The sequence below is a fragment of the Streptomyces sp. SAJ15 genome, assembly GCF_007595705.1.
Taxonomy (GTDB): Bacteria; Actinomycetota; Actinomycetes; order Streptomycetales; family Streptomycetaceae; genus Streptomyces.
The window spans coordinates 20,086-43,276 of sequence record NZ_NISY01000007.1 but is presented as its reverse complement, the minus strand read 5'-3'; the positions used below and the strand labels follow the sequence as shown (position 1 = coordinate 43,276).

Annotated in this window: 22 protein-coding genes; 12 read left to right on the top strand and 10 right to left on the bottom strand. The window is 72.0% G+C overall.

Annotation, left to right across the window (positions count from 1 at the left end; all coding sequences use genetic code 11):
- Positions 1 to 145: 145 nt before the first annotated feature.
- The 3 genes from CD790_RS19335 to CD790_RS19325 are packed head-to-tail and all read left to right on the top strand — an operon-like array spanning position 146 to position 2,796.
- Positions 146 to 1,063 carry a sterol desaturase family protein gene (locus CD790_RS19335; RefSeq protein ID WP_144384542.1) on the top strand — a complete coding sequence of 306 codons (918 nt, stop codon included), beginning with the start codon at positions 146 to 148 and terminating at the stop codon, positions 1,061 to 1,063.
- Positions 1,060 to 1,734 carry a lysoplasmalogenase gene (locus CD790_RS19330; protein ID WP_144384541.1) on the top strand — a complete coding sequence of 225 codons (675 nt, stop codon included), beginning with the start codon at positions 1,060 to 1,062 and terminating at the stop codon, positions 1,732 to 1,734. The genes CD790_RS19335 and CD790_RS19330 overlap by 4 nt, the downstream gene beginning before the upstream one ends.
- Positions 1,735 to 1,752: 18 nt before the next feature.
- On the top strand, positions 1,753 to 2,796 hold the full coding sequence (locus CD790_RS19325; RefSeq protein WP_144384540.1) for a zinc-dependent alcohol dehydrogenase family protein: 1,044 nt from the start codon (positions 1,753 to 1,755) through the stop codon (positions 2,794 to 2,796).
- Between the two features lie 95 nt (positions 2,797 to 2,891).
- Here CD790_RS19325 and CD790_RS34725 read toward each other — a convergent pair whose 3' ends face one another.
- Together CD790_RS34725 and CD790_RS19315 are read right to left on the bottom strand one after the other, a co-directional pair.
- The gene (locus tag CD790_RS34725) at positions 2,892 to 3,584 is read right to left on the bottom strand and encodes a hypothetical protein (protein ID WP_186319128.1); all 693 of its coding nucleotides are present in this window, start codon (positions 3,582 to 3,584) and stop codon (positions 2,892 to 2,894) included.
- A gap of 184 nt (positions 3,585 to 3,768) precedes the next feature.
- Positions 3,769 to 4,980: a helix-turn-helix domain-containing protein gene (locus CD790_RS19315; RefSeq protein WP_144384539.1), complete on the bottom strand. Its 1,212-nt coding sequence runs from the start codon at positions 4,978 to 4,980 to the stop codon at positions 3,769 to 3,771.
- Positions 4,981 to 5,095: 115 nt separating this feature from the next.
- Between CD790_RS19315 and CD790_RS19310 the strand changes: the two genes are divergently transcribed.
- Positions 5,096 to 5,713, top strand: a complete 618-nt coding sequence (locus CD790_RS19310) for an NUDIX hydrolase (protein ID WP_144384538.1) — start codon at positions 5,096 to 5,098, stop codon at positions 5,711 to 5,713.
- Here the strand turns inward: CD790_RS19310 and CD790_RS19305 are convergent.
- Together CD790_RS19305 and CD790_RS19300 are read right to left on the bottom strand one after the other, a co-directional pair.
- Entirely contained in the window at positions 5,682 to 7,214 is a 1,533-nt protein-coding gene (locus CD790_RS19305; protein WP_144384537.1) for a S8 family serine peptidase, read from the bottom strand. The two genes, CD790_RS19310 and CD790_RS19305, sit on opposite strands and share 32 nt — an antisense overlap.
- Positions 7,215 to 7,394: 180 nt before the next feature.
- Positions 7,395 to 8,936 (bottom strand): S8 family serine peptidase, encoded by a 1,542-nt coding sequence (locus CD790_RS19300; RefSeq protein WP_144384536.1) that lies wholly within the window; start codon positions 8,934 to 8,936, stop codon positions 7,395 to 7,397.
- 359 nt (positions 8,937 to 9,295) lie between these two features.
- On the opposite strand from CD790_RS19300, the gene CD790_RS19295 reads away from it, so the two are divergent.
- From CD790_RS19295 to moaA, 3 genes are all read left to right on the top strand, one after another.
- Positions 9,296 to 9,640, top strand: a complete 345-nt coding sequence (locus tag CD790_RS19295; protein WP_260867717.1) for a DUF485 domain-containing protein — start codon at positions 9,296 to 9,298, stop codon at positions 9,638 to 9,640.
- Entirely contained in the window at positions 9,637 to 11,265 is a 1,629-nt protein-coding gene (locus CD790_RS19290) for a cation acetate symporter (RefSeq protein ID WP_186319127.1), read from the top strand. Before CD790_RS19295 ends, CD790_RS19290 begins: the two co-directional genes overlap by 4 nt.
- Positions 11,266 to 11,541: 276 nt before the next feature.
- On the top strand, positions 11,542 to 12,531 hold the full coding sequence (gene moaA, locus CD790_RS19285; protein WP_144384534.1) for a GTP 3',8-cyclase MoaA: 990 nt from the start codon (positions 11,542 to 11,544) through the stop codon (positions 12,529 to 12,531).
- 150 nt (positions 12,532 to 12,681) lie between these two features.
- Here moaA and CD790_RS19280 read toward each other — a convergent pair whose 3' ends face one another.
- The gene (locus tag CD790_RS19280; protein ID WP_399217929.1) at positions 12,682 to 12,882 is read right to left on the bottom strand and encodes a hypothetical protein; all 201 of its coding nucleotides are present in this window, start codon (positions 12,880 to 12,882) and stop codon (positions 12,682 to 12,684) included.
- Between the two features lie 214 nt (positions 12,883 to 13,096).
- Positions 13,097 to 13,471 (bottom strand): DUF3099 domain-containing protein, encoded by a 375-nt coding sequence (locus CD790_RS19275; RefSeq protein WP_144384532.1) that lies wholly within the window; start codon positions 13,469 to 13,471, stop codon positions 13,097 to 13,099.
- Between the two features lie 211 nt (positions 13,472 to 13,682).
- Between CD790_RS19275 and CD790_RS19270 the strand changes: the two genes are divergently transcribed.
- Positions 13,683 to 13,958 (top strand): GlsB/YeaQ/YmgE family stress response membrane protein, encoded by a 276-nt coding sequence (locus CD790_RS19270; protein WP_144384531.1) that lies wholly within the window; start codon positions 13,683 to 13,685, stop codon positions 13,956 to 13,958.
- Positions 13,959 to 14,061: 103 nt separating this feature from the next.
- Here the strand turns inward: CD790_RS19270 and tyrS are convergent, their stop codons facing one another.
- From tyrS to CD790_RS19255, 3 genes are all read right to left on the bottom strand, one after another.
- Positions 14,062 to 15,480 carry a tyrosine--tRNA ligase gene (tyrS, locus tag CD790_RS19265; protein ID WP_144384530.1) on the bottom strand — a complete coding sequence of 473 codons (1,419 nt, stop codon included), beginning with the start codon at positions 15,478 to 15,480 and terminating at the stop codon, positions 14,062 to 14,064.
- 163 nt (positions 15,481 to 15,643) lie between these two features.
- Positions 15,644 to 17,044, bottom strand: coding sequence for a metallopeptidase TldD-related protein (locus CD790_RS19260; RefSeq protein ID WP_144384529.1), 1,401 nt, complete (start codon positions 17,042 to 17,044; stop codon positions 15,644 to 15,646).
- 168 nt (positions 17,045 to 17,212) lie between these two features.
- Positions 17,213 to 18,766, bottom strand: a complete 1,554-nt coding sequence (locus CD790_RS19255) for a TldD/PmbA family protein (RefSeq protein ID WP_399217832.1) — start codon at positions 18,764 to 18,766, stop codon at positions 17,213 to 17,215.
- A 186-nt stretch (positions 18,767 to 18,952) separates the two neighbouring features.
- Between CD790_RS19255 and fabG the strand changes: the two genes are divergently transcribed.
- From fabG to CD790_RS19240, 3 genes are all read left to right on the top strand, one after another.
- Positions 18,953 to 19,657 carry a 3-oxoacyl-[acyl-carrier-protein] reductase gene (gene fabG / locus CD790_RS19250; RefSeq protein ID WP_144384527.1) on the top strand — a complete coding sequence of 235 codons (705 nt, stop codon included), beginning with the start codon at positions 18,953 to 18,955 and terminating at the stop codon, positions 19,655 to 19,657.
- 5 nt (positions 19,658 to 19,662) lie between these two features.
- Positions 19,663 to 20,433, top strand: coding sequence for an enoyl-ACP reductase FabI (fabI, locus tag CD790_RS19245; RefSeq protein WP_144384526.1), 771 nt, complete (start codon positions 19,663 to 19,665; stop codon positions 20,431 to 20,433).
- A gap of 170 nt (positions 20,434 to 20,603) precedes the next feature.
- Positions 20,604 to 20,960: a hypothetical protein gene (locus tag CD790_RS19240; RefSeq protein ID WP_144384525.1), complete on the top strand. Its 357-nt coding sequence runs from the start codon at positions 20,604 to 20,606 to the stop codon at positions 20,958 to 20,960.
- Between the two features lie 27 nt (positions 20,961 to 20,987).
- Here the strand turns inward: CD790_RS19240 and CD790_RS19235 are convergent, their stop codons facing one another.
- A complete protein-coding gene (locus tag CD790_RS19235; protein ID WP_144384524.1) occupies positions 20,988 to 21,653 on the bottom strand; it encodes a FadR/GntR family transcriptional regulator in 666 nt (221 codons plus the stop codon).
- A gap of 109 nt (positions 21,654 to 21,762) precedes the next feature.
- Here CD790_RS19235 and CD790_RS19230 point away from each other — a divergent pair, with 109 nt between their 5' ends.
- Positions 21,763 to 23,181, top strand: a complete 1,419-nt coding sequence (locus CD790_RS19230; RefSeq protein WP_144384792.1) for an MFS transporter — start codon at positions 21,763 to 21,765, stop codon at positions 23,179 to 23,181.
- Positions 23,182 to 23,191 lie beyond the last annotated feature (10 nt).

Genomic DNA, 23,191 nt, shown 5'->3' with positions numbered 1-23,191 from the left:
CCTGTCGCCGCGTCACGGGGAGGGTGGGCGAGGGGAGGTGAGCGGGGTGACGAATATGGACAAAACGGTTGCTGACGCCCGGTCTCGCATACTTATCGGTAACTACCTCTAGTCGCGCCCGCCGAAGCCGCTCTATGTTGCCGACATGCCGCACCTGCCCGATGTCGTGCTGTGGTCCATTCCCGCCTTCGTCCTGCTGACCGCGGTGGAGGTGGTGAGCTACCGGCTGCGTCCCGACGAGGACGCGGCGGGCTACGAGACGAAGGACGCCGCGACGAGCGTCGCCATGGGCCTGGGGAGCGTCTTCTTCGACATCCTCTGGAAGATCCCGATCGTCGCGATCTACTCCGCCGTCTACGAGCTGACGCCCCTGCGCGTGCCCGTACTGTGGTGGACGCTGCTGCTGATGCTGCTCGCCCAGGACTTCTTCTACTACTGGTCCCACCGGGGCCACCACGTCATCCGGGTGCTGTGGGCGTGCCACGTGGTCCACCACTCCAGCGAGAAGTTCAACTTCACCACCGCGCTGCGCCAACCCTGGACGACCTGGACGGTCTGGCCGTTCTACGTGCCCCTGGTGGCGCTCGGCGTGCACCCGGCGGCGGTCGGCTTCTGCGCCTCGACCAACCTCGTCTACCAGTTCTGGGTGCACACCGAGCGGGTCGGCAAGCTGCCCCGCCCGATCGAGTACGTCTTCAACACCCCCTCACACCATCGGGTGCACCACGCCTCCCAAGGCGGCTACCTGGACCGCAACTTCGGCGGCATCCTCATCGTCTGGGACCGGCTCTTCCGCTCCTTCGTCCCCGAGACCGAGCGCCCCGTCTACGGCCTGACGAAGAACATCGCCACCTACAACCCGCTGCGCGTGGCCACCCACGAGTACGCCGCCATCGCCCGGGACGTCGCGGCGGCGGACAGCTGGCGGGAGCGGCTGGGGCGGGTCTTCCGCGGCCCGGGGTGGCAGCCGCGATCCGCTTCCGCCGAGGTGGCTCCGCTGGCGGGGGCTCGGTCGGCGGCGGCCCGGCCATTGGACGCCCAGGTCGAGGAACACGTGGCGTGACGCGGAGGATCCGTGCCCTGTGGGCGGTCTTCTGGCTGCTGACCACCGCCCACCTGACCGCCCTGCTGGCGGGCGCGGAACCGGCGGAGCAGCTCACCAAGCCGACCCTGATGCCGGTGCTCGCGGCGTACGTCCTGGCCCTCGGCGGCCCGCGCGTGCTGGCGGCGGCGCTGCTGTTCGGCTGCGGCGGCGACACCCTGCTCCAGATCGGCGGGGACGCGGCCTTCATGGCGGGCATGGCCTCCTTCGCCGCCGGCCACGTCTGCTACCTGGTGCTCTTCGTCCGCGGCGGCGAGCGCCGGGTGGGCCGGGCGGTGACCGCGGTCTACGGGGCGGCCTGGCTCGGCACGGTGGCCCTGCTGTGGCCCGACCTGCCGACGGAGCTCCGCGTTCCGGTCGCCGGCTACAGCCTCCTGCTCACCGGCATGGCCCTGGGCGGGCACCGCATGGGCCCGCTGGCGGCGGGCGGCGGCGCGCTGTTCCTGCTCTCCGACACGCTCATCGCGACGGGCATCGCGGAGTGGCCGCAGCCGCCCGTCCCGCAGTTCTGGATCATGCTGACGTATGTCGCGGCGCAGTACGCCCTGGCGGTCGGCCTGTTGGGGAAGATGGCGCGGCGCCGCGTTGTTGAAGATGCGGAGTCGTGCGGAGAGGTCCGTACGCCAGCCTGACCTCTGACAAGGATGCTGATGCGCGCCACGACGTTCCACGCCCCGTTCGACATCCGTGTGGAGGAGGTTCCCGACGCCGCGGTCCGCGAGCCGGGCGACGCGGTCGTCCGCGTGCTGCGCGCCTGCGTCTGCGGCAGCGACCTGTGGCCCTACCGAGGCGAGACCGCGCGCCAGCCGGGTCAGCGGATCGGCCACGAGTTCCTGGGCGTCATCGAGGAGACGGGCCCGGGCGTGACCGGCCTCTCCGTCGGCGACCTGGTCGTCGCCCCCTTCGTCTGGTCCGACGGCAGCTGCGACTACTGCGTCGAGGGCCTCCCCACCTCCTGTCCCCACGGCGGCTTCTGGGGCCAGGCCGGCTTCGACGGCGGTCAGGGCGAGGCCGTCCGCGTCCCGTTCGCCGACGCGACGTTGGTCGGGCTCCCCGCCGACGCCGCCTCCGACGACCGGCTGCTGGCCGCCCTGCTCACCCTGTCCGACGTCATGGGCACGGGCCACCACGCCGCGGTCGGCGCCGACGTACGCCCCGGCGCGACGGTCGCGGTCGTCGGCGACGGCGCCGTCGGCCTGTGCGGCGTGCTCGCCGCCAGGCGGCTGGGCGCCGAGCGCATCATCGCCCTGGGCCGGCACGCGGTCCGTACCGACATCGCCCGCACCTTCGGCGCGACGGACGTCGTCGCGGAGCGCGGCGAGGCCGCGGTGGAGGCCGTACGCGAGCTGACCAGGGGTCAGGGCGCCCACGCGGTCATCGAGGCCGTCGGCACCGAGCAGTCCATGCGGACGGCCGTCCAGATCACCCGGCACGGCGGCGCCATCGGCTACGTCGGCGCCCCACACGGCAGCGGGACGGGCCTGGACCTGGGCGTCATGTTCGGCCGGAACATCGCCCTCCGCGGCGGCGTCGCCCCCGTCCGCACCTACATCCCCGAGCTCCTCCCGGACATCCTCGACGGCACCATCGACCCGTCCCCGGTCTTCGACGTGACCGTCGACCTGGACGGCGTACCCGAGGGCTACAAGGCGATGGACGAGCGGACGGCGCTGAAGGTGCTCATCACCCCATGACACGCGGCCGACGGGGCCGGGCGATCCCGTGAGCGAGATCCTGGGCGGTCCCGGCGACGACGTGACGCGCGGAGGGGGACCCACCCGGCCCCGTCTCACCGAGGTGGGTAGGCCAGCCTTCGGCACTCCCGGTGCGCCCGCAGCAGCCGCTGACCGGTCCCGCACCCGCGCTCGGTCGCGTGGCACGCCGCGCAGTCGGTGAGGTGGACGATCGCCTTGCGCCAGCTCCGCTCGACCGCGCCTCGCCGCGCCTCCGCCTCGGGGTCCGCTGCCGCGCGCGGGGCACACCCCTCGTGCGCGTACCGAGCCGACCCCGGGCCCGAGGCGGCGTCCTGGTAGATCAACACGGCCTCGTCCACCGGTCGCGCGCACACGCAGCAGTAGCGTGGCAGGCTCCTCGGCCCCAACTCGGCGTAGCGCGCGGCGCGCAGCGCGACGGCGAGCAGTTCGACGTCGGTGAGATACCGCGTGGGGGAGAGCGGCACCCGCCAGTACGGTCCGGGCCCCTCCACCCGGTGCTGCGGCGGCACGGCGACGTAGTGGCCGGTGCCGAGCCCCGCGGTCTGCGGGACGGCCCAGCTCCCGGCGGCACCGGGCCGCACGAGCCAGTAGAGGACCGCGCCGCGCCGGTCCTCGATGACCGCCCCGCTCTCCTCCCCGAGCCACTCCAACGCGCGGGCGCCGAGCGCGGCCTCGACCCGCACGGCATCCCACCAGCGGCCCGCCGGGAGAGGCTGGGCAAGCGGGTCGGCCGGCGGCGACCAGGGTTCGGGGCGGTGGATGGGCACGGGCGGTCACGCTCCTCACGGGGAAGCGGCGTCGGCCGGGAGCCCTGGCGGGGTGCGGCCGACGCCCTATCGGTGCCCGCACGGTATGGCCGCTCGTGGTCCCACCCCAGGGACCGTGCGCACCACTTCGGCCCGAGGGTGGGACGGGACGTCCCACCTCCGGGCGCGGCTAGGACGCGTCGTCCTACTCGTCGAGCCCGAGTCGCCCCGCCAACTCCCCTACCGGTGAGTTCCGTCGGCGCTCGCGGCCGCGTAGTTCGGTGACGATCCGGCGGGCCGTGCCGTGGTAGCGCATCCACTCGGGGGCGGTGGCCTCCGCGGTGAGGAGGGCCCGGGTGGCGTGGTCTTCCTTGCCGAGGTCGGCGTAGGCGAGGGCGCGGTCGACGTGGAAGCGGGCACGCCAGGTGGGTGGAAGTCGTTGCAGGTCGGGTACGGTCCGGGCGGTGCGCAGGGCCTGGGCGCACTGGCCCAGCTCCACCAGGAAGTTGACTTTGGCGACGCCGGCGTTGGTCGGCCCGAAGGGCGTCGCGTAGTCGAGGCGGTCCCGGCCGATGCGGGCCGCGGCGGCCGACGCCTGGTTCAGCAGGTCCTCGACGGTGTCGGACTTGCCCCGCCGGACCAGGGCGGTCGCCGCTCGGAGGAGCAGGATCCCCCAGAGCGACAGCTCGACGGGCTGGGAGCGGAAGCCCGGTTCGATCCGCTCGGCCGTGGTGAGGGCGACGCGCTCGGCGTCTTCGAGGCGGCCCTGCTTGGTGAAGATCCACGCCAGGGTGGAGACGCCGACGGTCTCCAGGTTCGGGTCGTCCGAGCGGCGTGCGGCCTCCAGCGAGCGTTCCCACGCGGTGAAGCCGGCGTCCTCCCTGCCCAGGGCCGTGAGCGTGGTGGCCGCCACCTGGTACGCCTCGGCGAGGACCGCGTACGCCGCCGCCCTGTCGGCGTCCGTGCAGGCGCGGGTCGCGGCCCGCGCGTCGGCGATGAGCTGGGGCAGCAGGGCGCCGATCTCGCCCATGCGCCCCTCGCGGCGGATGTGCTCGGTGGACCGCAGCGAGGCGCGCAGGGCGCCGATGGTCGGCGCCTCCTCGGGATCGGGGTCCTCGCCCAGCAACTCGGCCACGGGCGACACCGCCTGGCGGAGCGCCAACACCGACGGCGCGTCGCCGTCCTCCCGCGCCTCGAAGGTGGTCGGCTGGCCCACCAGCACCGAGGTCTCGACGTCCAGCACTCGGGCGAGCGCGTTCAACGTGGACAGCCGCGCCGCGTGGCGCCGGTTCTGCTCCAGCTTCCGGACGACGTCGACGCAGACGTGCGCCCGCTCGGCGAGCTGCTCCTGCGTGAGCTTGCGCCGGAGGCGTAACCGAGCGACGCGGTCGCCGATCGACTCTTCAGGGAACTGCATGGTCACCCCGCCAGGTAGGTACTCCCACGCTACGCCGCCACATGCGTGGGCACATCGGGAGCCGGACAGGTGGTTGGACTAGAGTGCCCAGTCCGTCGTCTCGCCAGGGGGATCATTGGACCGTCAGACGCGCTTACGGATCTCGGCGTACGCCATCGCCACCGCCGAGGACCGGCTGTTGCTGACCCGGCTGACGGACGCCTCGCCGGTCTTCGCGCCCGGGGTGTGGCACCTGCCCGGCGGGGGCGTCGACCCCGGGGAGCAGCCGGTGGAGGCGCTGGCGCGGGAGTTGCGGGAGGAGACCGGGCTCTATCCGCTGGACGCCCGGCTGGTGGACGCGCGGACGTATGTGGCGCGGCGGCTCGGGGTGAGCTGGCATCTGACGGCGCTGTTCTACCTGGTCGACCTGAAGAGCGGCCCACCGGCGGTGGTGGAGCCCGACGAGGCCACGGGTGAGGTGGCGTGGCTGCCGCTCGCCGGGTTGCGGGACTCCGCGCTGTCGCCGCCGGCCCTCGACGCCCTGCGGATGGTGCAGGGGCCCCGCCCGTGGCCCCCGGCCCCGCCTGCCGTGCCCGGCACCTCCGCCGTGCCTGGCGCTTCCGCGGTCGGCACGGGCGGCACCCCGGATCGCGTACCGGGGTGCCGCCCGCCCGCCAGTGGCGAAGGCCGCTGCGGGTGCCGCCCGTCTCAGGCGCTTGAGGTCACTTCGTCACGGCGTCCAGGGCGTCCGTGAGACCCGCCCCGTAGAAGCCGTTGAACTTCGCGTCGCCCTCACAGACGGCGTCCGGCTTGCCGTCGCCGTTGATGTCGTACGGCTCCGGGCAGGCGAGGTCGTCGGCCTGCTTCGCGAGCAGGCGCTTGACCTGGGCGGCCGTGGCCTTGGGGTGGGTGCTCTTGATGAGCGCCGCGACCCCGGCGACGTGCGGGGAGGCCATGGAGGTGCCGGCCATGTAGCCGTACTTGCCGCCGGGCAGCGTGTTGTAGATCTGGCCGCTGGTGGCCGGGGGCTGAGGCTTCTGGTAGGCGGTGCTGTCGCCGCCGGGGGCCGCGATGTCGATCTCGCCGAGGCCGTAGTTGGAGAAGGACGACTTGAGGGTCTTGGCCCCGGTGGAGGAGACGGTGACGACGCCGGGGAGCTGGGCCGGGATGTCCGGGCAGACGGACGGGTCGACGGTCCGGTCACCGGGGGTGGTGTCGTTGGGGCTGCTCGGGTCGGTGAGCGAGTCCGCCGCCAGGTCGTAGTTCTCGTTGCCGGCCGCGGCGACGTGGACCACGCCGCGTCGCTCCGCGTACTTCGTCGCCCGGGTGAGCGCGTCGACCAGGGCCCGCTGGTCCGGGTCCGTGGTGCAGTTGAACATCCACGGGTCGGTGTAATAGCTGTTGTTGGTGACGTCCACGCCGTGCTCGGCGGCCCAGACGAAGCCGCAGACGACGGCCTCGGTGTAGAAGAAGCCCTGGGTGGTGGACACCTTGATGCCGGAGACCTTGACCCCGGGCGCGACGCCGGTGACGCCGACGCCGTTCTTCGCGGCGGCGATCTCACCGGCCACATGGGTGCCGTGCGGGCTCTCGTGCTCGCCGGGGCGCCAGGCGCCGTCGGCGGTGTTCGGCGCGCCGGAGACGCAGTTGACGGAGGCCGCGCGGTCGAAGTTGGGCGCCAGGTCCGGGTGGGTGTCGTCCACGCCGGTGTCGATGACCGCGACGGTGACGTCGCGGCTGCCCAGCGACTTCTCGTGCGCCTTGTCCGCCTTGATGGCGGGCAGGTCCCACTGCAGGGGCTGCAGCGGGTCCTGGCCCGCCTCGGCCCGGGCCGCGACCGCCCGCTGCTCCTTCTCCGACAGCAGCTTCGGCGTGCCGATGTCGGTGGTGGACTGGGCGGACAGGGGGGCGGTGCGGGTGGCGCCGGCCGACAGGACGCCGCGGACCTCGCGCATCACCTTGGCGAAGTCGGGGTTGGCGGAGTGGACGACGATCACGCCGATCTTGTCGTACGCGATGACGACCTTGCCCGCCGCGTCGGCGATGGCCTTCTGGACCACCCGTGCGTCGGTACGTCCGGGACGGACGTTGACCACATAGCTGAGCGAGGTGCCGTCGGCGACGGTCGTGGGGCCGGCGGCGGTGCCGGCGTCGGCGGCGGTGGCGCCGGTGGGCAGCAGGGCGAGCGTCGCGGTGAGGGCGACGGCCGCGGGTATGGCCGCGGTGCGCAGGAGTCGTGCGGGGCGCGAAGCCATGGGAACTCCAGTTCGTCGGGTGTGTGGTGCCTTTCCGTGGTGCCTTTCCGTGGTGCCCTTCCGAAAGACGGCGCGGGGGGCGGGGCGGCCGCGTGGGCGGCCGCGTACCCGGGTGGGCGCGGCCACCGGCACCGCCGTGCGGCGCCGGGCCGGCCGCCCCGCCCCCGAGGGCTCAGCGCGTCACTTGGTGACCGCGTCCAGCGCGTCGACGATGCCGTAGCCGTAGAAGTTGTTCACGTGCTTGGTGCCGGTGCAGGTGCCGTCCAGGTCACCGTCGCCGTCCGGGTCGTACGGCGCGGTCGGGCAGCCCGGGTTGTCCGCGTTGGCCTTCAGCAGCCACTGGATCTCCTGCGGGCTGGACTTGGGGTGCGCGCTCTTGACCAGCGCGGCGACACCGGCGACGTGCGGCCCGGCCATCGAGGTGCCCTGGAGGTAGGCGTAGTCGCCCTCGGGCATGGTGGACAGGATGCGGCCGTCCTTGGCGGGCAGCTCGGGCACCTGGTACTTGTCGCCACCGGGGCCGGCCACGTCGACCTGACCCAGGCCGTAGTTGGAGTAGTACGACTTCAGGTTCTGCACACCGGTCGCGGAGACGGTGACGACGCCGGGCAGCTGGGTCGGCACGTCCAGGCACTTCGACGGGTCGATGGTGCGGTCCGTCGGCTTGGTGTCGTTGGGGCTCGACTTGTCGTCGATCGACTTGGCGGCCAGGTCGAAGTTGGAGTTGCCGGCCGAGGCGACGTTGATCGCGCCCTTGCTCTGGGCGTACTTCGCGGCCCTGCTCACGGCGTCAACGATGGCGCCCTGGTCGAGGTCATCCTTGCAGTTGAACATCCACGGGTCTACGTAGTAGCTGTTGTTCGTCACCTCGACGCCGTGGTCGGCGGCGAAGACGAACGCGCAGACGACGGACTCCGCGTAGAAGAGGCTCGTGGTCGGGTCGCTGACCTTGATGCCGGAGATCTTCACGCCCGGGGCGACACCGGTGACCCCGACGCCGTTGCGCGCCGCGGCGATCGAGCCGGCGACGTGCGTGCCGTGGTAGTCCTCGGCCGGGTCGTACGGGCGCCAGGCGCCGGGACGGGTGTCCGGCACGCCGCCCACGCAGTTGGCGGACTGCTTGGCGGAGAAGTTCGGGGCCAGGTCGGGGTGGGTGTCGTCCACGCCGGTGTCGATGACCGCGACGGTGACGTTCTTGCTGCCCGGGTTGACCTTGGCGGCCTTGTCGGCCTTGATCGCCGGGATGTCCCACTGGAGCGGCTCCAGCGGCTCCTTGCCCGACTTCAGGGACTTCGCCTTGCCGGCGACGGTGGTGCGCGGCGCCTTCACCCTGTCCGGCTTGCCGACGTCCGTGGTGGCCACCGGGGTGAGCGGCGCGGTACGGGTGGCGCCCGCGGACTGCACGCCCTTGACGGTGCGGATGGTCTTCGCGAACTCCGGGTTGGCGGAGTGGACGACGATCACGCCTATCTTCTGGTGCGCCGTCACCACCTTGCCGCCGGCGGCCTTGACGGCCTTGCTGACCCGCTCCACGGTCGCCTTGTCGGCGGTGGTGTTCACCACGTACGACAGCAGCGGGCCGTCGGTGACCACCGTGGCGGTGGGCGCGGCCTGCGGGGCGGCCGCGGCGCCGCTCGGCAGGAACCCGAGGGACGCGGTGAGCGCCAGTCCGGCCGGCAGCGCCAACAGCGCGCGCCGACGTCTGGATCGCAGATGAACCATGGGATCTCCACATCATCCATAAGCCGCCCGCACACGCGACTCGCGTACGGACGGGTACATGACGAGTGAAGCTAGCGCCGATCATGGTCGGCAATCAATGGATCGCGGAAGAAAACCCGCCACAACTCGCGGATAGGGCGACAAAGAGGGTTGCGTTCGGGCGCAGTTCGTCGTGAGAAGGCGCCAAACGGGAGCGTGTTGGTGTAGTGAGGGCGCCGGGTTGATCACAACGGCGGTCATCTGAAGCGGAGTTGTGATCACTTTTCATCACCCAGCTCTGTCGAAGACCACTGCCCCCGCCCTACCATGCGTGATCCGTATCACTCTCGTTCCCCCCCCGTATGTCACCAGGAGAGACAGTGGACACCGCACCCGTCGATGAGCAGGGGAAACGGCACCATCCACGCTATGTCGAAGTGCGGGAGAGCGCTGAGTTCGGCGAACTGCGCCGAGCGCACCGCTCGTTCGCCTTCCCGCTCACCGTCGCCTTCGTCAGCTGGTACCTGCTCTACGTCCTGCTGTCCAACTACGCGGGCGACTTCATGGGCAGCAAGGTCGTCGGCAACATCAACATCGCGCTGGTCTTCGGCGTCGCCCAGTTCGTCACCACGTTCCTCATCGCGTGGTGGTACGCGCGGCACGCCGCCGAGAAGCTCGACCCGCGCGCGCTGGCGATCAAGTCCCGTCTGGAGGAGGGTGAATGAGCGGCGCCACCCACTCCCTCCTCGCCGTCGACGGGATCGGTCTCGCCGCCGACAGCGCCGGTGAGCACCGGCCGCTGATCATCTCGCTGTTCGCGGTCTTCGTCGTCGCGACCCTCGTCATCACGGTCTGGGCGGGACGGCAGACCAAGGACGCCAACGACTTCTACGCCGGCGGACGCTCGTTCTCCGGATTCCAGAACGGGCTGGCGATCTCCGGTGACTACATGTCGGCCGCGTCCTTCCTCGGCATCGCGGGCGCCATCGCCCTCGCCGGCTACGACGGCTTCCTGTACTCCATCGGCTTCCTCGTCGCCTGGCTGGTGGCGCTGTTGCTGGTGGCCGAGCCGCTGCGCAACTCCGGCCGCTACACCATGGGCGACGTGCTCGCCTACCGCATGCGCCAGCGGCCGGTCCGCACCGCGGCGGGCGTCTCGACCATCGTCGTGTCGATCTTCTACCTGCTGGCCCAGATGGCGGGGGCCGGCGTGCTGGTCTCGCTGCTGCTCGGCATCACCAGCGAGGCCGGCAAGATCCTGATCGTCGTCCTGGTCGGCGTGGTGATGATCCTCTACGTCTCCATCGGCGGCATGAAGGGCACCACCTGGGTCCAGATGGTCAAGGCGGTGCTGCTCATCGTGGGCACGCTCCTGATCACCTTCCTGGTGCTGCTCAAGTTCGACTTCAACGTCTCCAAGCTGCTCGGCGAGGCGGCCCGGAACAGCGGTGTGGGCGCGTCGTTCCTGGAGCCGGGGCTGAAGTACGGGGCCACCGCCACCACCAAGCTCGACTTCATCTCGCTCGGCATCGCCCTGGTGCTCGGCACCGCCGGCCTGCCGCACATCCTCATCCGCTTCTACACCGTCCCCACCTCCCAGGCCGCCCGTAAGTCGGTGAACTGGGCCATCGGCATCATCGGCGCCTTCTACCTGATGACCATCGCGCTGGGCTTCGGCGCCGCCGCGCTGCTCAAGCGCGAGGACATCATCGCCTCGAACAAGTCGGGCAACACGGCGGCTCCGCTGCTCGCCGAGGAGCTCGGCGGCCCGGTGCTGCTCGCGGTCATCTCGGCGGTGGCCTTCGCCACCATCCTCGCGGTGGTCGCCGGGCTCACCCTCGCCTCCTCCTCGTCCTTCGCGCACGACCTGTACGCCAACGTCATCCGCAAGGGGGAGGCGACCCAGCGGGAGGAGGTCGCGGCCGCGCGGTGGGCGACCGTCGGCATCGGCACCGTCGCCGTCGTCCTCGGTGTCTTCGCGCGCGATCTGAACGTCGCCGGCCTGGTGGCGCTGGCCTTCGCGGTGGCGGCCTCCGCCAACCTCCCGACGATCCTCTACAGCCTCTTCTGGAAGCGCTTCACCACCCAGGGGGCGCTGTGGTCCATCTACGGAGGGCTGTTCTCCTCCGTCTTCCTGGTGCTCTTCTCGCCGGTGGTCTCCGGCAAGGAGACCTCGATGTTCCCGGACGTGGACTTCCACTGGTTCCCGCTGGAGAACCCGGGCCTGATCTCCATCCCGCTGGGTTTCCTGCTCGGCTGGCTCGGCTCGCTGCTCTCCAAGGAGGAGCCGGACCAGAAGAAGTACGCGGAGCTGGAGGTCCGCTCCCTCACCGGCTACGGGGCGCACTGAGCACCCGGCCGGCGCGTACGCCGGGCGCGCCGGCCGAGGCGGCCGCCGCCCGGCCCCAGGGCCCCGCGCGGGAGACCGCGCGGGGCCCTGCCCGTGCCGCCGGGCCCGCTCGCGCACCCCGCGCCGCCGAAGGCCCGCACGCGCGACGGTCCACCGCGCGAGACCGTCTGAACGGACCGTTCACTCAACGAACTGTTGAAGATCGCGCCTGTCGCGTACGCTGCGGGACAATTGAGCGAAGCGCATGTATCCGAAATCCGTGGAGGGGTCGCCGCCGTGCTGATCGACACCTATGGCCGCGTCGCCACCGATCTACGGGTGTCGCTGACCGACCGCTGCAACCTGCGCTGCACCTACTGCATGCCGGAGGAGGGCCTGCAGTGGCTGGCCAAGCCCGAGCTGCTCACCGATGACGAGATCGTCCGACTCGTCCGTATCGCGGTCACCGACCTCGGTGTCACCGAGGTCCGCTTCACCGGCGGCGAGCCGCTGCTCCGCCCCGGTCTGGTCTCCATCGTCGAGCGCTGCGCCGCGCTCGCGCCCCGCCCCAGGCTCTCCCTGACCACCAACGGCATCGGCCTGGCACGCACCGCCGAGGCGCTGCGCGGCGCCGGTCTGGACCGGGTCAACGTCTCGCTCGACACCCTGCGCCCCGACGTCTTCCAGGCGCTGACCCGGCGCAAGCGCCACCACGACGTGATCGCGGGACTCGCGGCCGCCCGCGCCGCCGGGCTCACCCCGGTCAAGATCAACACCGTGCTGATGTCCGGCCTCAACGACGACGAGGCACCCGATCTCCTCGCCTGGGCCCTGGAACAGGGCTATGAACTGCGCTTCATCGAGCAGATGCCGCTGGACCCGCAGCACGGCTGGCAGCGGGACAACATGATCACCGCGGGTGACATCCTGGCCAGCCTGCGGACCCGCTTCTCGCTCACACAGGAGGCCGAGGAGGAGCGCGGCTCGGCGCCCGCCGAGCGTTGGCTGGTCGACGGCGGCCCCGCCCGGGTCGGCGTCATCGCCTCGGTCACCCGGCCCTTCTGCCGGGCCTGCGACCGCACTCGACTCACCGCCGACGGCCAGGTGCGCACCTGCCTGTTCGCCCGCGAGGAGTCCGACCTGCGCGGGGCGCTGCGCTCGGGCGCGCCGGACGAGGAGATCGCCCGGCTGTGGCGGGTGGCGATGTGGGGGAAGAAGGCCGGCTCGGGCCTGGACGACCCCGACTTCCTCCAGCCGGACCGGCCCATGTCGGCGATCGGCGGCTGAGCCGGGGGCGGGCGGGCGTCACACACGCCTGCCGCACCATGCCCCGGGCGTCACGCGCCCGCCGCCCCGTGCCCGAGCGTCACGCGCCTGCCGCGCCATGCCCCGGGCGTCACGCGCCCACCGCCCCGTGTCCGGGGCGTCCGTGCGGGCTCAGTGCTCGGCGGCCGACCACTCTTCCAGCGTCACGACGTCCTTCAGGAACCCGCGGACGCCCAGGAACTTCGACAGGTGCTCGCGGTGCTCCTCGCACGCCAGCCAGGTCTTCCGCCGCTCCGGCGTATGGATCTTCGGGTTGTTCCACGCCAGCACCCAGACGGCGGGCGCCCGGCAGCCCTTGGCGGAGCAGATCATGGAATCCGGGGAGGTGTCGGGGGAGTTCACACCGCCGACCCTAACCCGGACATGGCGACGCCGGGCAGCCACGGGGGGAGCCGCCCGGCGTCGGTCCGTCGCTCCGACGGGGGATGCGGAGCGCGTACGCAGTATGTCATGCGGCATGGGGCGCGGTGCACCGGAACCACATGATTGATCTGAGGTTTTCTTGAGGCTGCGACGGCGTGGCAGGTCAGCCGCGTGCGTCCGAGGAGTCCTCGGAAAGGTGAGCGGAGGGTTCCGGGTCGGATTCCGCCCGCGGCTCCCCGGCGCCGGCGGTCAGCATCGGTCGGACGGTCGTCGGAACGAACGTCGAAGGCAGCGACGGCACGTTCTCCCGGCCGGCGTTGGCGATCACGACGGCGACATAGGGGAGGAGCATGCCCGCGACCAGCGCCACGCCGGCCACGTGCCGTTCCACGTTCCACAGCACCGCGGCCAGCACGACCGCCAGGGTGCGGATGCTCATCGAGATGATGTAGCGGCGCTGCCTGCCGCGGACGTCCTCGGCCAGGCTCTGCCTGGCTCCGGTGATCCGGAAGACCTGGGTACCGCTTCGCTTCCGCATCACGTTCCACCGCCTGACGACACACCGGCTCACCCCGGTACCGGACACCCATAACGTTACGCCCCGGCTCGGTCGGGTTCGAGACCGGGGCAGCCCCTACGGCGCTCATCCGACTACGCCATATGACGGACGGGGGCCATCCGGCGTGCGCCGTACGGGTGCCGGTCGGAGACTGGGGAGGAATGCGCACACCGCTGTGCCAGGAGGCGACATGAACTGGTTGTGGGCGATCATCGTCGGCTTGGTGCTGGGTCTGCTGGCCAAGCTCATCCTGCCGGGCAAGCAGGACATCCCCCTGTGGTTGACGGCACTCTTCGGACTCCTCGGCAGCATTCTGGGCAATGCCCTCGCCGGCTGGCTCGGGATCCGGGAGACCGCGGGCATCGACTGGTGGCGACACCTGTTCCAGCTCGGCGGTGCGGTGCTCATCGTGGCGGTCGGCACCCCGCTGTGGGCCTCGATCCGCGGCAGCCGAAGGCGGGCCTGAGCCGGCGGGCCGCGAACCCGGTGCGACGCGGCGGCGGCCGGTGGGCCTCATCGCCCACCGGCCGCCGCCGTCCGTCGTGCGCCGCCCGCGGGGCGGCCCGTGACTACAGCCCGCGCAGCTGCGCGATCTTGCGGCCCGCCTTCAGGTAGACGCTGCCGGAGCCCGGCTCCAGCCCGGCCGCCGCCAGCACCTCGGCCACCACCTCGGCCAGCGGCCGGATCGCCTGGGCCTCGGTGAGCACCGCCGACTCCTGGCCGGACGCGCCCTCGACGACGAGCCGCAGCCCGTTCTGCTTGGCGACCCGGCGCGCCGCGGAGGCGCTCGGCTGGAAGCCCAGCACCTTGCTCAGCACGGCGACGACGGTCTCGGCGCCGTGCTCGGCCGTGTCCACCTCCGGCAGCGACTCCACGTCCGTGAAGCTCTTCTTGGAGAACTGGGCCACGAACCCGGCGCGCGCCGCCATCGCCGCCTCCAGGCCGTAGAGCGCGGCGACGACCTCACCGGCGAGCACCTTCTTGAGGTCCATCGGGTGCAGCGAGCGGTCCGCGACCCGAGCCAGCGCGGCCGCGACCTCCGCGTCGGTCCACTCGGTCCACGCCTTCAGGTACGGCTCCATCAGCCGGTCCGGAACCGACATGATCTTGCCGAAGACATCGTCGGCGGGGGCGGTCAGCCCGACGTAGTTGCCCTTCGACTTGGACATCTTGGCGCCGGTGCCGTCGGTGCCCTCGATCAGCGGCATGGTGACGACGAGCTGCGGGCGCTGGCCGCGCAGCTCCATCAGCTTGCGCCCCATCTGGAGGTTGAGCAGCTGGTCCGCGCCGCCCAGCTCGACGTCGCAGTCGAGCGCCACCGAGTCCAGACCCTGCGCGATCGGGTACAGCAGCTCGGACATGGTCAGCCCGGAGCCGGCGGCCAGCCGGTTGCGGAAGTCCTCGCGCTGGAGCAGCTGGGAGACCGGCACCTGGGAAAGCAGTCCGAGCAGCTCCGGGAAGGTGTACGGAGCCAGCCACTCGCTGTTCTGCCGGAAGCTCACCTTCTCGAAGTCGAAGAAGGGCCGGACCTGCTCGCGGTAGCCGGCGAGGTTGGCGGCGATGTCCTCGTCGGTGAGCGGCGGACGCTCCGCGGTGCGCCCCGACGGGTCGCCGATCTTGGCGGTGAAGTCGCCGATCAGCAGCGTGACGTCGTGGCCCATCCGCTGGAAGCGGCTGAGGATGATCACGGGCACGGCGTGCCCCAGGTGCACGTCCGCGGCGGTCGGGTCGATGCCCAGCTTGATGCTCAGCCCGCGGCCCGCCGCGCGGCGCTCGTCGATGCGCTCGGCCAGCTTCTGGACGTCCGGCAACACCTCGACGGTGCGGGACGCGATCAGCTCGGCCTGCTCCTTCGCCGACAGGTCCGTCAGGTCCAGATAGCGCCGCGCCTTGGTCTCCGTGAGCAGCCGCTCGACGGTGGAGTCGGAGGAGAGGTCCTGCGCCAGCAGTGTGCTGACGAGAGCGACGGAGTCGCCGAGGCGTGTCATCGTGGGGTTCCTGTGGAGAGTCGTGATCGGACAAGGGACGGGTCGAGTCTATTTGGTCGCGGTCGTACGCCCCGACCAATTCGGACGCGCGGTGGCTCGGGCCGACCGCCCCGGGCCGCCGATCCCGCCCTCGGCCACCGCGCGTCCCGGCGTTCCCGGGGCGTCACACGCCCTGGCTGACCGAGCTCATGTTGAAGTCGGGCAGGCGCATCGCCGGCATCGCCGCCCGGGTGAACCAGTCGCTCCACTCGCGCGGCATCGTCCGCTCGGTGCGGCCCACCTCGGTGGCGCGGGAGAGCAGATCGACCGGCGACTCGTTGAAGCGGAAGTTGTTCACCTCGCCGACGACCTCGCCGCCCTCGACCAGATAGACGCCGTCCCGGGTCAGCCCGGTCAGCAGCAGCGTCGCCGGGTCGACCTCGCGGATGTACCACAGACAGGTCAGCAGCAGCCCGCGGTCGGTCGCCGCGACCAGCTCGTCCAGCGAGCGGGTCCCGCCCCCGTCCAGGATCAGGTTGTCGATCGCGGGGACGACCGGCAGGCCGGTGAGGTCCGCGCTGTGCCGGGTGGTCTGCAACCGGTTGAGCACCCCGTCCCGGATCCAGTCGGTGGGCGCCAGCGGCAGTCCGTTGTCGAAGACCGAGGCGTCGTCGCCGGAGGCGTGCGCCAGCACGAACGGCGCCGCCTCCAGACCCGGCTCGTGCGGGTCGCTGCGCAGCGTCAGCGGCAGCTCGGACAGCTTCTCGCCGAGCCGCGTCCCACCGCCCGCCCGGCTGAAGACGGTACGGCCCTCCACCGCGTCCCGCGCCGACGCCGACCACATCTGGTAGATCAGCAGATCGGCCACCGCGCTCGGCGGCAGCAGCGTCTCGTACCGGCCGGCTGGCAGCTCCACCCGGCGCGCGGCCCACTCCAGCCGGCGCGTCAGCTCCGCGTCCATCGCGGCCAGGTCCACGTCCTTGAAGTCGCGGGTGGAGTGGCCCGCCCAGGCCGAGCGCGGCACCGACCCCGACCCGCCGCTCTTGGCGTTGAGCTCCAGCGTCCCGGTCGGCTGGTCGTGACGCAGCCGCAACCCGGTGGAGGTGCCCAGATAGCTGGTGACCATCTCGTGGTTGGCGAACCCGTACAGCTCGCGGCCGCCCGCGCGGGCCCGGGCGAACGCCTCGCCCAGCGACGGGGCGAAGGAGGCGAACACCTCGGACGAGGTCTCGGCGGGCGGTTCGGCGAAGTCGGCGGACGCCGCCACCCCCTCGACCAGCGGCCGCGCGTCCTCGGCCGGACCGGCGTCCCGCGCGGCGCTCTCGGCCGCCCGCACCAACGGCTCCAGCTCCGCGGCGGTGACGGCGGACCGGGACACCACCCCGGAGGCCGTGCCCTGGGCGCCGTCCACGGTCGCGATGACGGTGAGCGTGCGGCCGCGGGTGACGCCGTTGGTGGTGAGGGCGTTGCCCGCCCAGCGCAGATTGGCGGTGGAGTGCTCGTCGGCGATGACCACACAGCCGTCCGCGCGGGACAGCTCCAGCGCCCGCTCGACGATCTCGTGCGGCTTGTGCGAACGGCTCATCGGCCCGCCTCCTGGCTGGTGTTGAGACTGTGTTGACCCGGGGGACGACCCCCGGACCCCCGGCCGTGGAGGGGGTGACGGCTCATCGGCCCGCCTCCTGGGTGGTATTGAGACTGTGTTGACCCGGGGGACGACCCCCGGACCCCCGGCCGTGGAGGGGGTGACGGCTCATCGGCCCGCCTCCTGGGTGGTATTGAGGATGTTGACGCCGTGGAACAGGGCCGACGGGCAGCCGTGGGAGACCGAGGCGACCTGTCCGGGCTGTGCCTTGCCACAGTTGAAGGCGCCGCCGAGGACGTACGTCTGGGGCCCTCCGACCGCCCCGAGGGAGCCCCAGAACTCGGGGGTCGTCCCCTGATAGGCGACGTCACGGACCTGTCCGCGAAGACGGCCGTTCCGGATCACGTAGGCCCGTTGCTGTGTGAACTGGAAGTTGTACCGCTGCATGTCGATCGACCAGGAGCGGTCGCCGACCACGTAGATGCCGCGCTCGACCCCCGAGATCAGCTCCTCGGTGGAGGGGCCGCCGGGCGCGGGCAGCAGGGAGACATTGGCCATCCGCTGCACCGGCACATGGCTGGGGGAGTCGGCGAAGGCGCAGCCGTTGGAGCGGTCGAAGCCGGTGAGCCGGGCGGTCCGCCGGTCGAGCTGGTAGCCCACCAGCACCCCGTCCCTGACCAGGTCCCAGGACTGGCCGGCGACGCCCTCGTCGTCGTAGCCGACGGTGGCCAGCCCGTGCTCCGCGGTCCGGTCGCCGGTGACGTTCATCAGCTCGGAGCCGTATCTCAGCTTGCCCAACTGGTCGAAGGTGGCGAAGGAGGTGCCCGCGTACGCCGCCTCGTAGCCCAGTGCCCGGTCCAGCTCGGTGGCGTGGCCGATCGACTCGTGGATGGTCAGCCAGAGGTTGGACGGGTCCACCACCAGGTCGTAGACGCCCGGGTCGACCGTCGGCGCGCGCATCTTCTCGGCCAGCAGCTCCGGGATCTCCGCCAGCTCCCGGTCCCAGTCCCAGCCGGTCCCGGTGAGGTACTCCCAGCCGCGCCCCGCCGGCGGCCCCAGCGTCCGCATCGAGTCGAACTCGCCGCTGTCCGGATCCACCGCCACCGCCGTGAGCTGCGGATGCAGCCGCACCCGCTGCTGGGTGGTCGAGGTGCCCGCGGTGTCCGCGTAGAACTTGTTCTCCTGCACGACGAGCAGCGAGGCGTCCACATGCGCCACCCCCTCGGCCCGCAGCAGCCGCTCGCTCCAGTCGGTCAGCAGCGCCACCTTCTCCCCGTCCGGCACCGAGAACGGGTTGACGTCGTACGCGGAGACCCAGGTCCGGTCCGCGTACACCGGCTCGTCCGCCAGCTCCACCCGCTCGTCGGACCCGGCCGCCTGGATCACCTTCGCCGACAGCTTGGCCATCGCCACGGCCTGCGCGGCCACCCGCGCGGCCGCGTCCATCGTCAGGTCCACCCCGGAGGCGAAGCCCCAGGTGCCGCCGTGCACCACGCGCACCGCGTAGCCCAGGTCGGTGGTGTCGGACGAGCTCGCCGGCTTGGCGTCACGCAGCCGCCAGGACCCGCTGCGCACCCGCTCGAAGCGGAAGTCCGCGTGGGTGGCCCCGAGCGCCCGCGCGCGGGCCAGCGCGGCGTCGGCCAGCGGGCGCAGCGGCAGCGCCGAGAAGTCCTCGTCGATGGAATGGGGCACGTGATCCTCCCGTGGTAGGTCCCCGATCATGCCGTGTCCGCGGGGCGGTCGCCCAGCGCTTTGCCGATCGCTTTCTGTAGGGACCCCACAGTGACCGGAGGCCGCCCCTGTGTGGCCTCGATTCCCCGTACGGCCCTGTCGCCAGATAGTTTCGGGAGGACACACGCGACAATACGCAGCGACAGCGCAGCGATATCCCACAGAGAGGGTGGTCCCTTGAGCCGCTCGGTTCTCGTCACCGGAGGCAACCGCGGCATCGGCCTCGCCATCGCCCGCGCGTTCGCCGACGCGGGCGACAAGGTCGCCATCACCTACCGGTCGGGCGAGCCGCCCGCGGGCTTCCTCGCCGTGAAGTGCGACATCACGGACCAGGAGCAGGTCGAGCAGGCGTACAAGGAGATCGAGGAGAAGCACGGCGCGGTGGAGGTGCTGGTGGCCAACGCCGGCGTCACCCGCGACCAGCTCCTGATGCGCATGTCGGAGGAGGACTTCACCAGCGTCCTCGACACCAACCTCACCGGCACCTTCCGGGTGGTCAAGCGGGCCAACCGCGGCATGCTGCGGGCCCGTAAGGGGCGCGTCGTCCTCATCTCCTCCGTGGTCGGTCTGCTCGGTTCAGCCGGTCAGGCCAACTACGCGGCCTCCAAGGCCGGCCTGGTGGGCTTCGCCCGCTCCCTCGCCCGCGAGCTCGGTTCGCGCAACATCACGGTCAACGTGGTCGCGCCCGGCTTCGTGGACACCGACATGACCCGTGTGCTCAGCGACGAGCAGCGGGAGGGCATCGTCAAGCAGGTGCCGCTGGGGCGCTACGCGCAGCCCGACGAGATCGCCGCCGCGGTCCGCTTCCTGGCCTCCGAGGAGGCCGCGTACATCACTGGAGCCGTCATCCCCGTCGACGGCGGATTGGGCATGGGTCACTGAACGACATGAGTGGAATTCTCGCTGGCAAGCGCATCCTGGTCACCGGCGTCATCACCGATGCGTCGATCGGCTTCCACGCCGCCAAGTTCGCCCAGGAAGAGGGCGCCGAGGTCATCCTCACCGGCTTCGGCCGGCTCACCCTCGTCGAGCGGATCGCCAAGCGGCTGCCCAAGCCCGCCCCGGTCATCGAGCTGGACGTCACCAACCAGGAGCACCTGGACACCCTGGCCGAGCGGGTGCGTGAGCACCTCGGCGAGGGCGTCGACCTGGACGGCGTGGTGCACTCCATCGCCTTCGGCCCGCAGGGCGCCTTCCACTTCCTGGACGCCAACTGGGAGGACGTGGGCACCGCCCTGGAGGTGTCGGCGTACTCCTACAAGTCGCTGGCCACGGCGCTGCTGCCGCTGATGCGGCGCGGCGGCTCCATCGTCGGCCTCACCTTCGACGCCAAGTTCGCCTGGCCGGTCTACGACTGGATGGGCGTGGCCAAGGCGGCGCTGGAGTCCACCAACCGCTACCTCGCCCGCGACCTGGGCAAGGAGAACGTCCGCTGCAACCTGGTCGCGGCCGGCCCGATCAAGTCGATGGCCGCCAAGTCCATCCCGGGCTTCGAGACCCTGGCCAACGAGTGGGGCGACCGCGCGCCGATCGGTTGGGACATCGCCGACCCGGAGCCGGCGGCCCGCGGCGTCGTCGGTCTGCTCTCCGACTGGTTCCCGAAGACCACCGGCGAGATCGTCCACGTCGACGGCGGCGTGCACTCGATGGGCGTCTGAGCCGAACCGCCCGCACCTCGATGCCCCGTTCCCCGCACGCGCGGGGAGCGGGGCATCACCCGTTCGGGCCATGGGAGGGGCGTCCGGGCCGCGGCCCCGGCAGGGTGGAGAGCGTCCCCCTTGAGGTGCAGCCGCGGCGCTCGCCGCAGCACGGCCGAGGAGGTACCACCATGCGTACGCCCCACCGTGCCGCGGCCGCGGCACTGATCGCCGCCTTCGCCGTCGCCGCGTCCGAACCGCCCGCCGCGCCCACCACGCCACCGCCGGCCCCCGTCATCGTGCCGGCCGCCGAGAACCGGCCGCGCCACGCCAGCTGCGACGCCTGGGTGCACGGCTCGCACGCGACGGCGAGCTGCTTCAACCCGTACCCCAGGGCCGACCGCGTCCAACTGCACGTGGAGTGCGAACGCTGGTGGGACCCGGACCTGGCCAGCCGACCGGTGGACATCGCACCCGCCCAGCACATCCGCGTCTCGGAGCGGTGCTGGAAGGAGATAGCGGAGGCGTGGGTGAGCCACCTGCGCTGACGGCCCGGCGACCGGATCGGCCGGCTGTCAGAAACGGCAGACGGACGTGTGGGTGCTGGCCTCGGCGGCGGCGCGGGCGCCGTCTCCGTCGCGGATCGCCGCCACCAGCCGGGCGTGGTCCATATGGGCCTCGGGCCGCAGCTCGGTGCCCACGTCCGCGCGGAGGAAGCTGCGCAGCACCCCGGCCAGGTCCGCGTACAACTCCGCCAACACCTCGTTGTGCGACGCGGCCACCACCGCCATGTGCAGTCGCGCGTCCGCCTCCACGAACGCCTCCGCGTCGCCGGACTCCCAGGCCCGCTCGCGCCGCTCCAGCAGGGCGTCGAGCTGCCGGAGGTCCTGCGCGGTACGGCGCTCCGCGGCCAGCTGGGCCGCCTTGGTCTCCAGCGCGCCGCGCAGCTCGGCGACGTGCCGCGGCTCGGAGTCGGCGAAGCGCCGGTTCATCACCCCGGCCAGCTCGCTGGTGGCCACGACATAGGTGCCCGAGCCCTGCCGGATGTCCAGCAGTCCGTTGTGGGCCAGGGCCCGCACCGCCTCGCGCACGGTGTTACGGGCCACGCCGAGCTGCTCCACCAGCTCCGGCTCGGTGGGGATCCGTGAGCCCACCGGCCACTCGCCTGAGGTGATCTGGGCGCGCAGCTGGGCGATCACCTGGTCGGCGAGCGCGGAGCGCCGGGGCGATGTCAGCGGCATGACTCTCCTGGGCATGGGGGCCGTCGCGGGGATGTGGGCTCTCTCATGATGCCGTCTCCCGTGAACGGTCCGTGAACCCGTTGGAAGACATTCATCCCATGATTCTATGATGGTCGGCATGGCTGCACACGAGGAGACCGCGGAGACGGTGGACGGGGACAGGACCGGCACGACGGACACGGCGACCGCGACCGCGGTGCGCACTCCGCCCACGGCGGGAGCGGGGCGACCGCTGACCACCGCGCGGGCGGCGGCGGCCGGGCCGGGCGCCGGAGTCGGTCCCCGGGGCGCGGCCGCGCCCGACGCCGGCTCCCCCTGGCCGCTGCGGATCGTGGTCATCGGCCTGCTCCTGGCCGCCCTCAACCTGCGGCCCGCCATCACCAGCCTCGGCTCGCTCCTGGAGGAGGTGCGCGACGGCCTGGGCATGAGCGGCACGGTCGCCGGGCTGCTCACCTCGGTGCCCACCCTCTGCTTCGCGCTCTTCGGGCTCGCGGCGCCCCGGCTGGCCCGCCGCTGGGGACCCGCCACCGTCGTCTGCGCCGGGCTCGCCGCCATCACGGCGGGGCTCGCGCTGCGCCCCCTGGTCGGGAACACCGCGGGCTTCCTGGCGATCAGCGCGCTGGCGCTGGCCGGCATCGCCGTCAGCAACATCCTCATGCCGGTGATCGTCAAGCGCTGGTTCCCGGACCGCATCGGCCCGATGACCGGTCTGTACTCCATGGCCATGTCGCTGGGCACCGCCGGCGCCGCGGCCGTCACCGTGCCCATGACCGATGCCATGGGCGGCAGTTGGCGACTGGGCCTCGGCGTCTGGGCGCTGCTGGCCGCCGTCGCCGTGCCGCCGTGGTTCCTCATCGCCCGAGGCCGCACGAACCGTCAGGTGCGCGCGGAGTCCGCCGCCGCGCCGCAGGACGCCCCCGCGCCCCGCATCACCCGCAGCCCCACCGCCTGGGCGCTCGCCGTCTTCTTCGGCCTCCAGGCCACCGGGGCGTACATCACCATGGGCTGGATGCCGCAGATCTTCCGCGACGCGGGGGTCTCCGCCTCCACCGCCGGAGTGCTGCTGGCGGTCACCATGGTGATGGGCGTGCCGCTCTCCTTCGTACTGCCGCGGGTCGCGGCCCGACTGCGCCACCAGGGTGTGCTCGTCCTCACCCTCGGTGCCTTCGGGTTCACCGGCTACGCCGGCCTCTGGCTGGCGCCGGCCGGCGGCGCCTGGGCCTGGGCCCTGCTGCTGGGCGTCTCCAACTGCGCCTTTCCGCTCGCCCTGACCATGATCGGTATGCGCGCGAAGACCAGCGCCGGTGTGGTCGGCCTGTCGGCGTTCGCGCAGAGCACCGGCTATCTGCTGTCCATCCCGGGCCCGCTGCTGGTGGGCGCCCTCTACCAGCACACCGGTGGCTGGGACCTGCCGATCGCGCTGATGGCGGGGCTGATGGTGCCGCAGATGGTGGCGGGCGTGCTCGCCGGCCGTGACCGCACCGTCGAGGACGAAGCCGTGACCGCACCGTCGAGGACGAAGCCGTGATCGCACCGTC

Excerpts from the sequence above, each read along its gene's own strand:
- CD790_RS19335 (WP_144384542.1), top strand. The coding sequence starts at position 146 with ATGCCGCACCTGCCCGATGTCGTGCTGTGGTCCATTCCCGCCTTCGTC.
- CD790_RS19325 (WP_144384540.1), top strand. The coding sequence starts at position 1,753 with ATGCGCGCCACGACGTTCCACGCCCCGTTCGACATCCGTGTGGAGGAG.
- CD790_RS19315 (WP_144384539.1), bottom strand. The coding sequence starts at position 4,980 with ATGCAGTTCCCTGAAGAGTCGATCGGCGACCGCGTCGCTCGGTTACGC.
- CD790_RS19305 (WP_144384537.1), bottom strand. The coding sequence starts at position 7,214 with ATGGCTTCGCGCCCCGCACGACTCCTGCGCACCGCGGCCATACCCGCG.
- CD790_RS19300 (WP_144384536.1), bottom strand. The coding sequence starts at position 8,936 with ATGGTTCATCTGCGATCCAGACGTCGGCGCGCGCTGTTGGCGCTGCCG.
- CD790_RS19290 (WP_186319127.1), top strand. The coding sequence starts at position 9,637 with ATGAGCGGCGCCACCCACTCCCTCCTCGCCGTCGACGGGATCGGTCTC.
- CD790_RS19280 (WP_399217929.1), bottom strand. The coding sequence starts at position 12,882 with ATGATCTGCTCCGCCAAGGGCTGCCGGGCGCCCGCCGTCTGGGTGCTG.
- CD790_RS19275 (WP_144384532.1), bottom strand. The coding sequence starts at position 13,471 with ATGCGGAAGCGAAGCGGTACCCAGGTCTTCCGGATCACCGGAGCCAGG.
- CD790_RS19270 (WP_144384531.1), top strand. The coding sequence starts at position 13,683 with ATGAACTGGTTGTGGGCGATCATCGTCGGCTTGGTGCTGGGTCTGCTG.
- tyrS (WP_144384530.1), bottom strand. The coding sequence starts at position 15,480 with ATGACACGCCTCGGCGACTCCGTCGCTCTCGTCAGCACACTGCTGGCG.
- CD790_RS19260 (WP_144384529.1), bottom strand. The coding sequence starts at position 17,044 with ATGAGCCGTTCGCACAAGCCGCACGAGATCGTCGAGCGGGCGCTGGAG.
- CD790_RS19255 (WP_399217832.1), bottom strand. The coding sequence starts at position 18,766 with ATGATCGGGGACCTACCACGGGAGGATCACGTGCCCCATTCCATCGAC.
- fabI (WP_144384526.1), top strand. The coding sequence starts at position 19,663 with ATGAGTGGAATTCTCGCTGGCAAGCGCATCCTGGTCACCGGCGTCATC.
- CD790_RS19240 (WP_144384525.1), top strand. The coding sequence starts at position 20,604 with ATGCGTACGCCCCACCGTGCCGCGGCCGCGGCACTGATCGCCGCCTTC.
- CD790_RS19235 (WP_144384524.1), bottom strand. The coding sequence starts at position 21,653 with ATGCCGCTGACATCGCCCCGGCGCTCCGCGCTCGCCGACCAGGTGATC.
- CD790_RS19230 (WP_144384792.1), top strand. The coding sequence starts at position 21,763 with ATGGTCGGCATGGCTGCACACGAGGAGACCGCGGAGACGGTGGACGGG.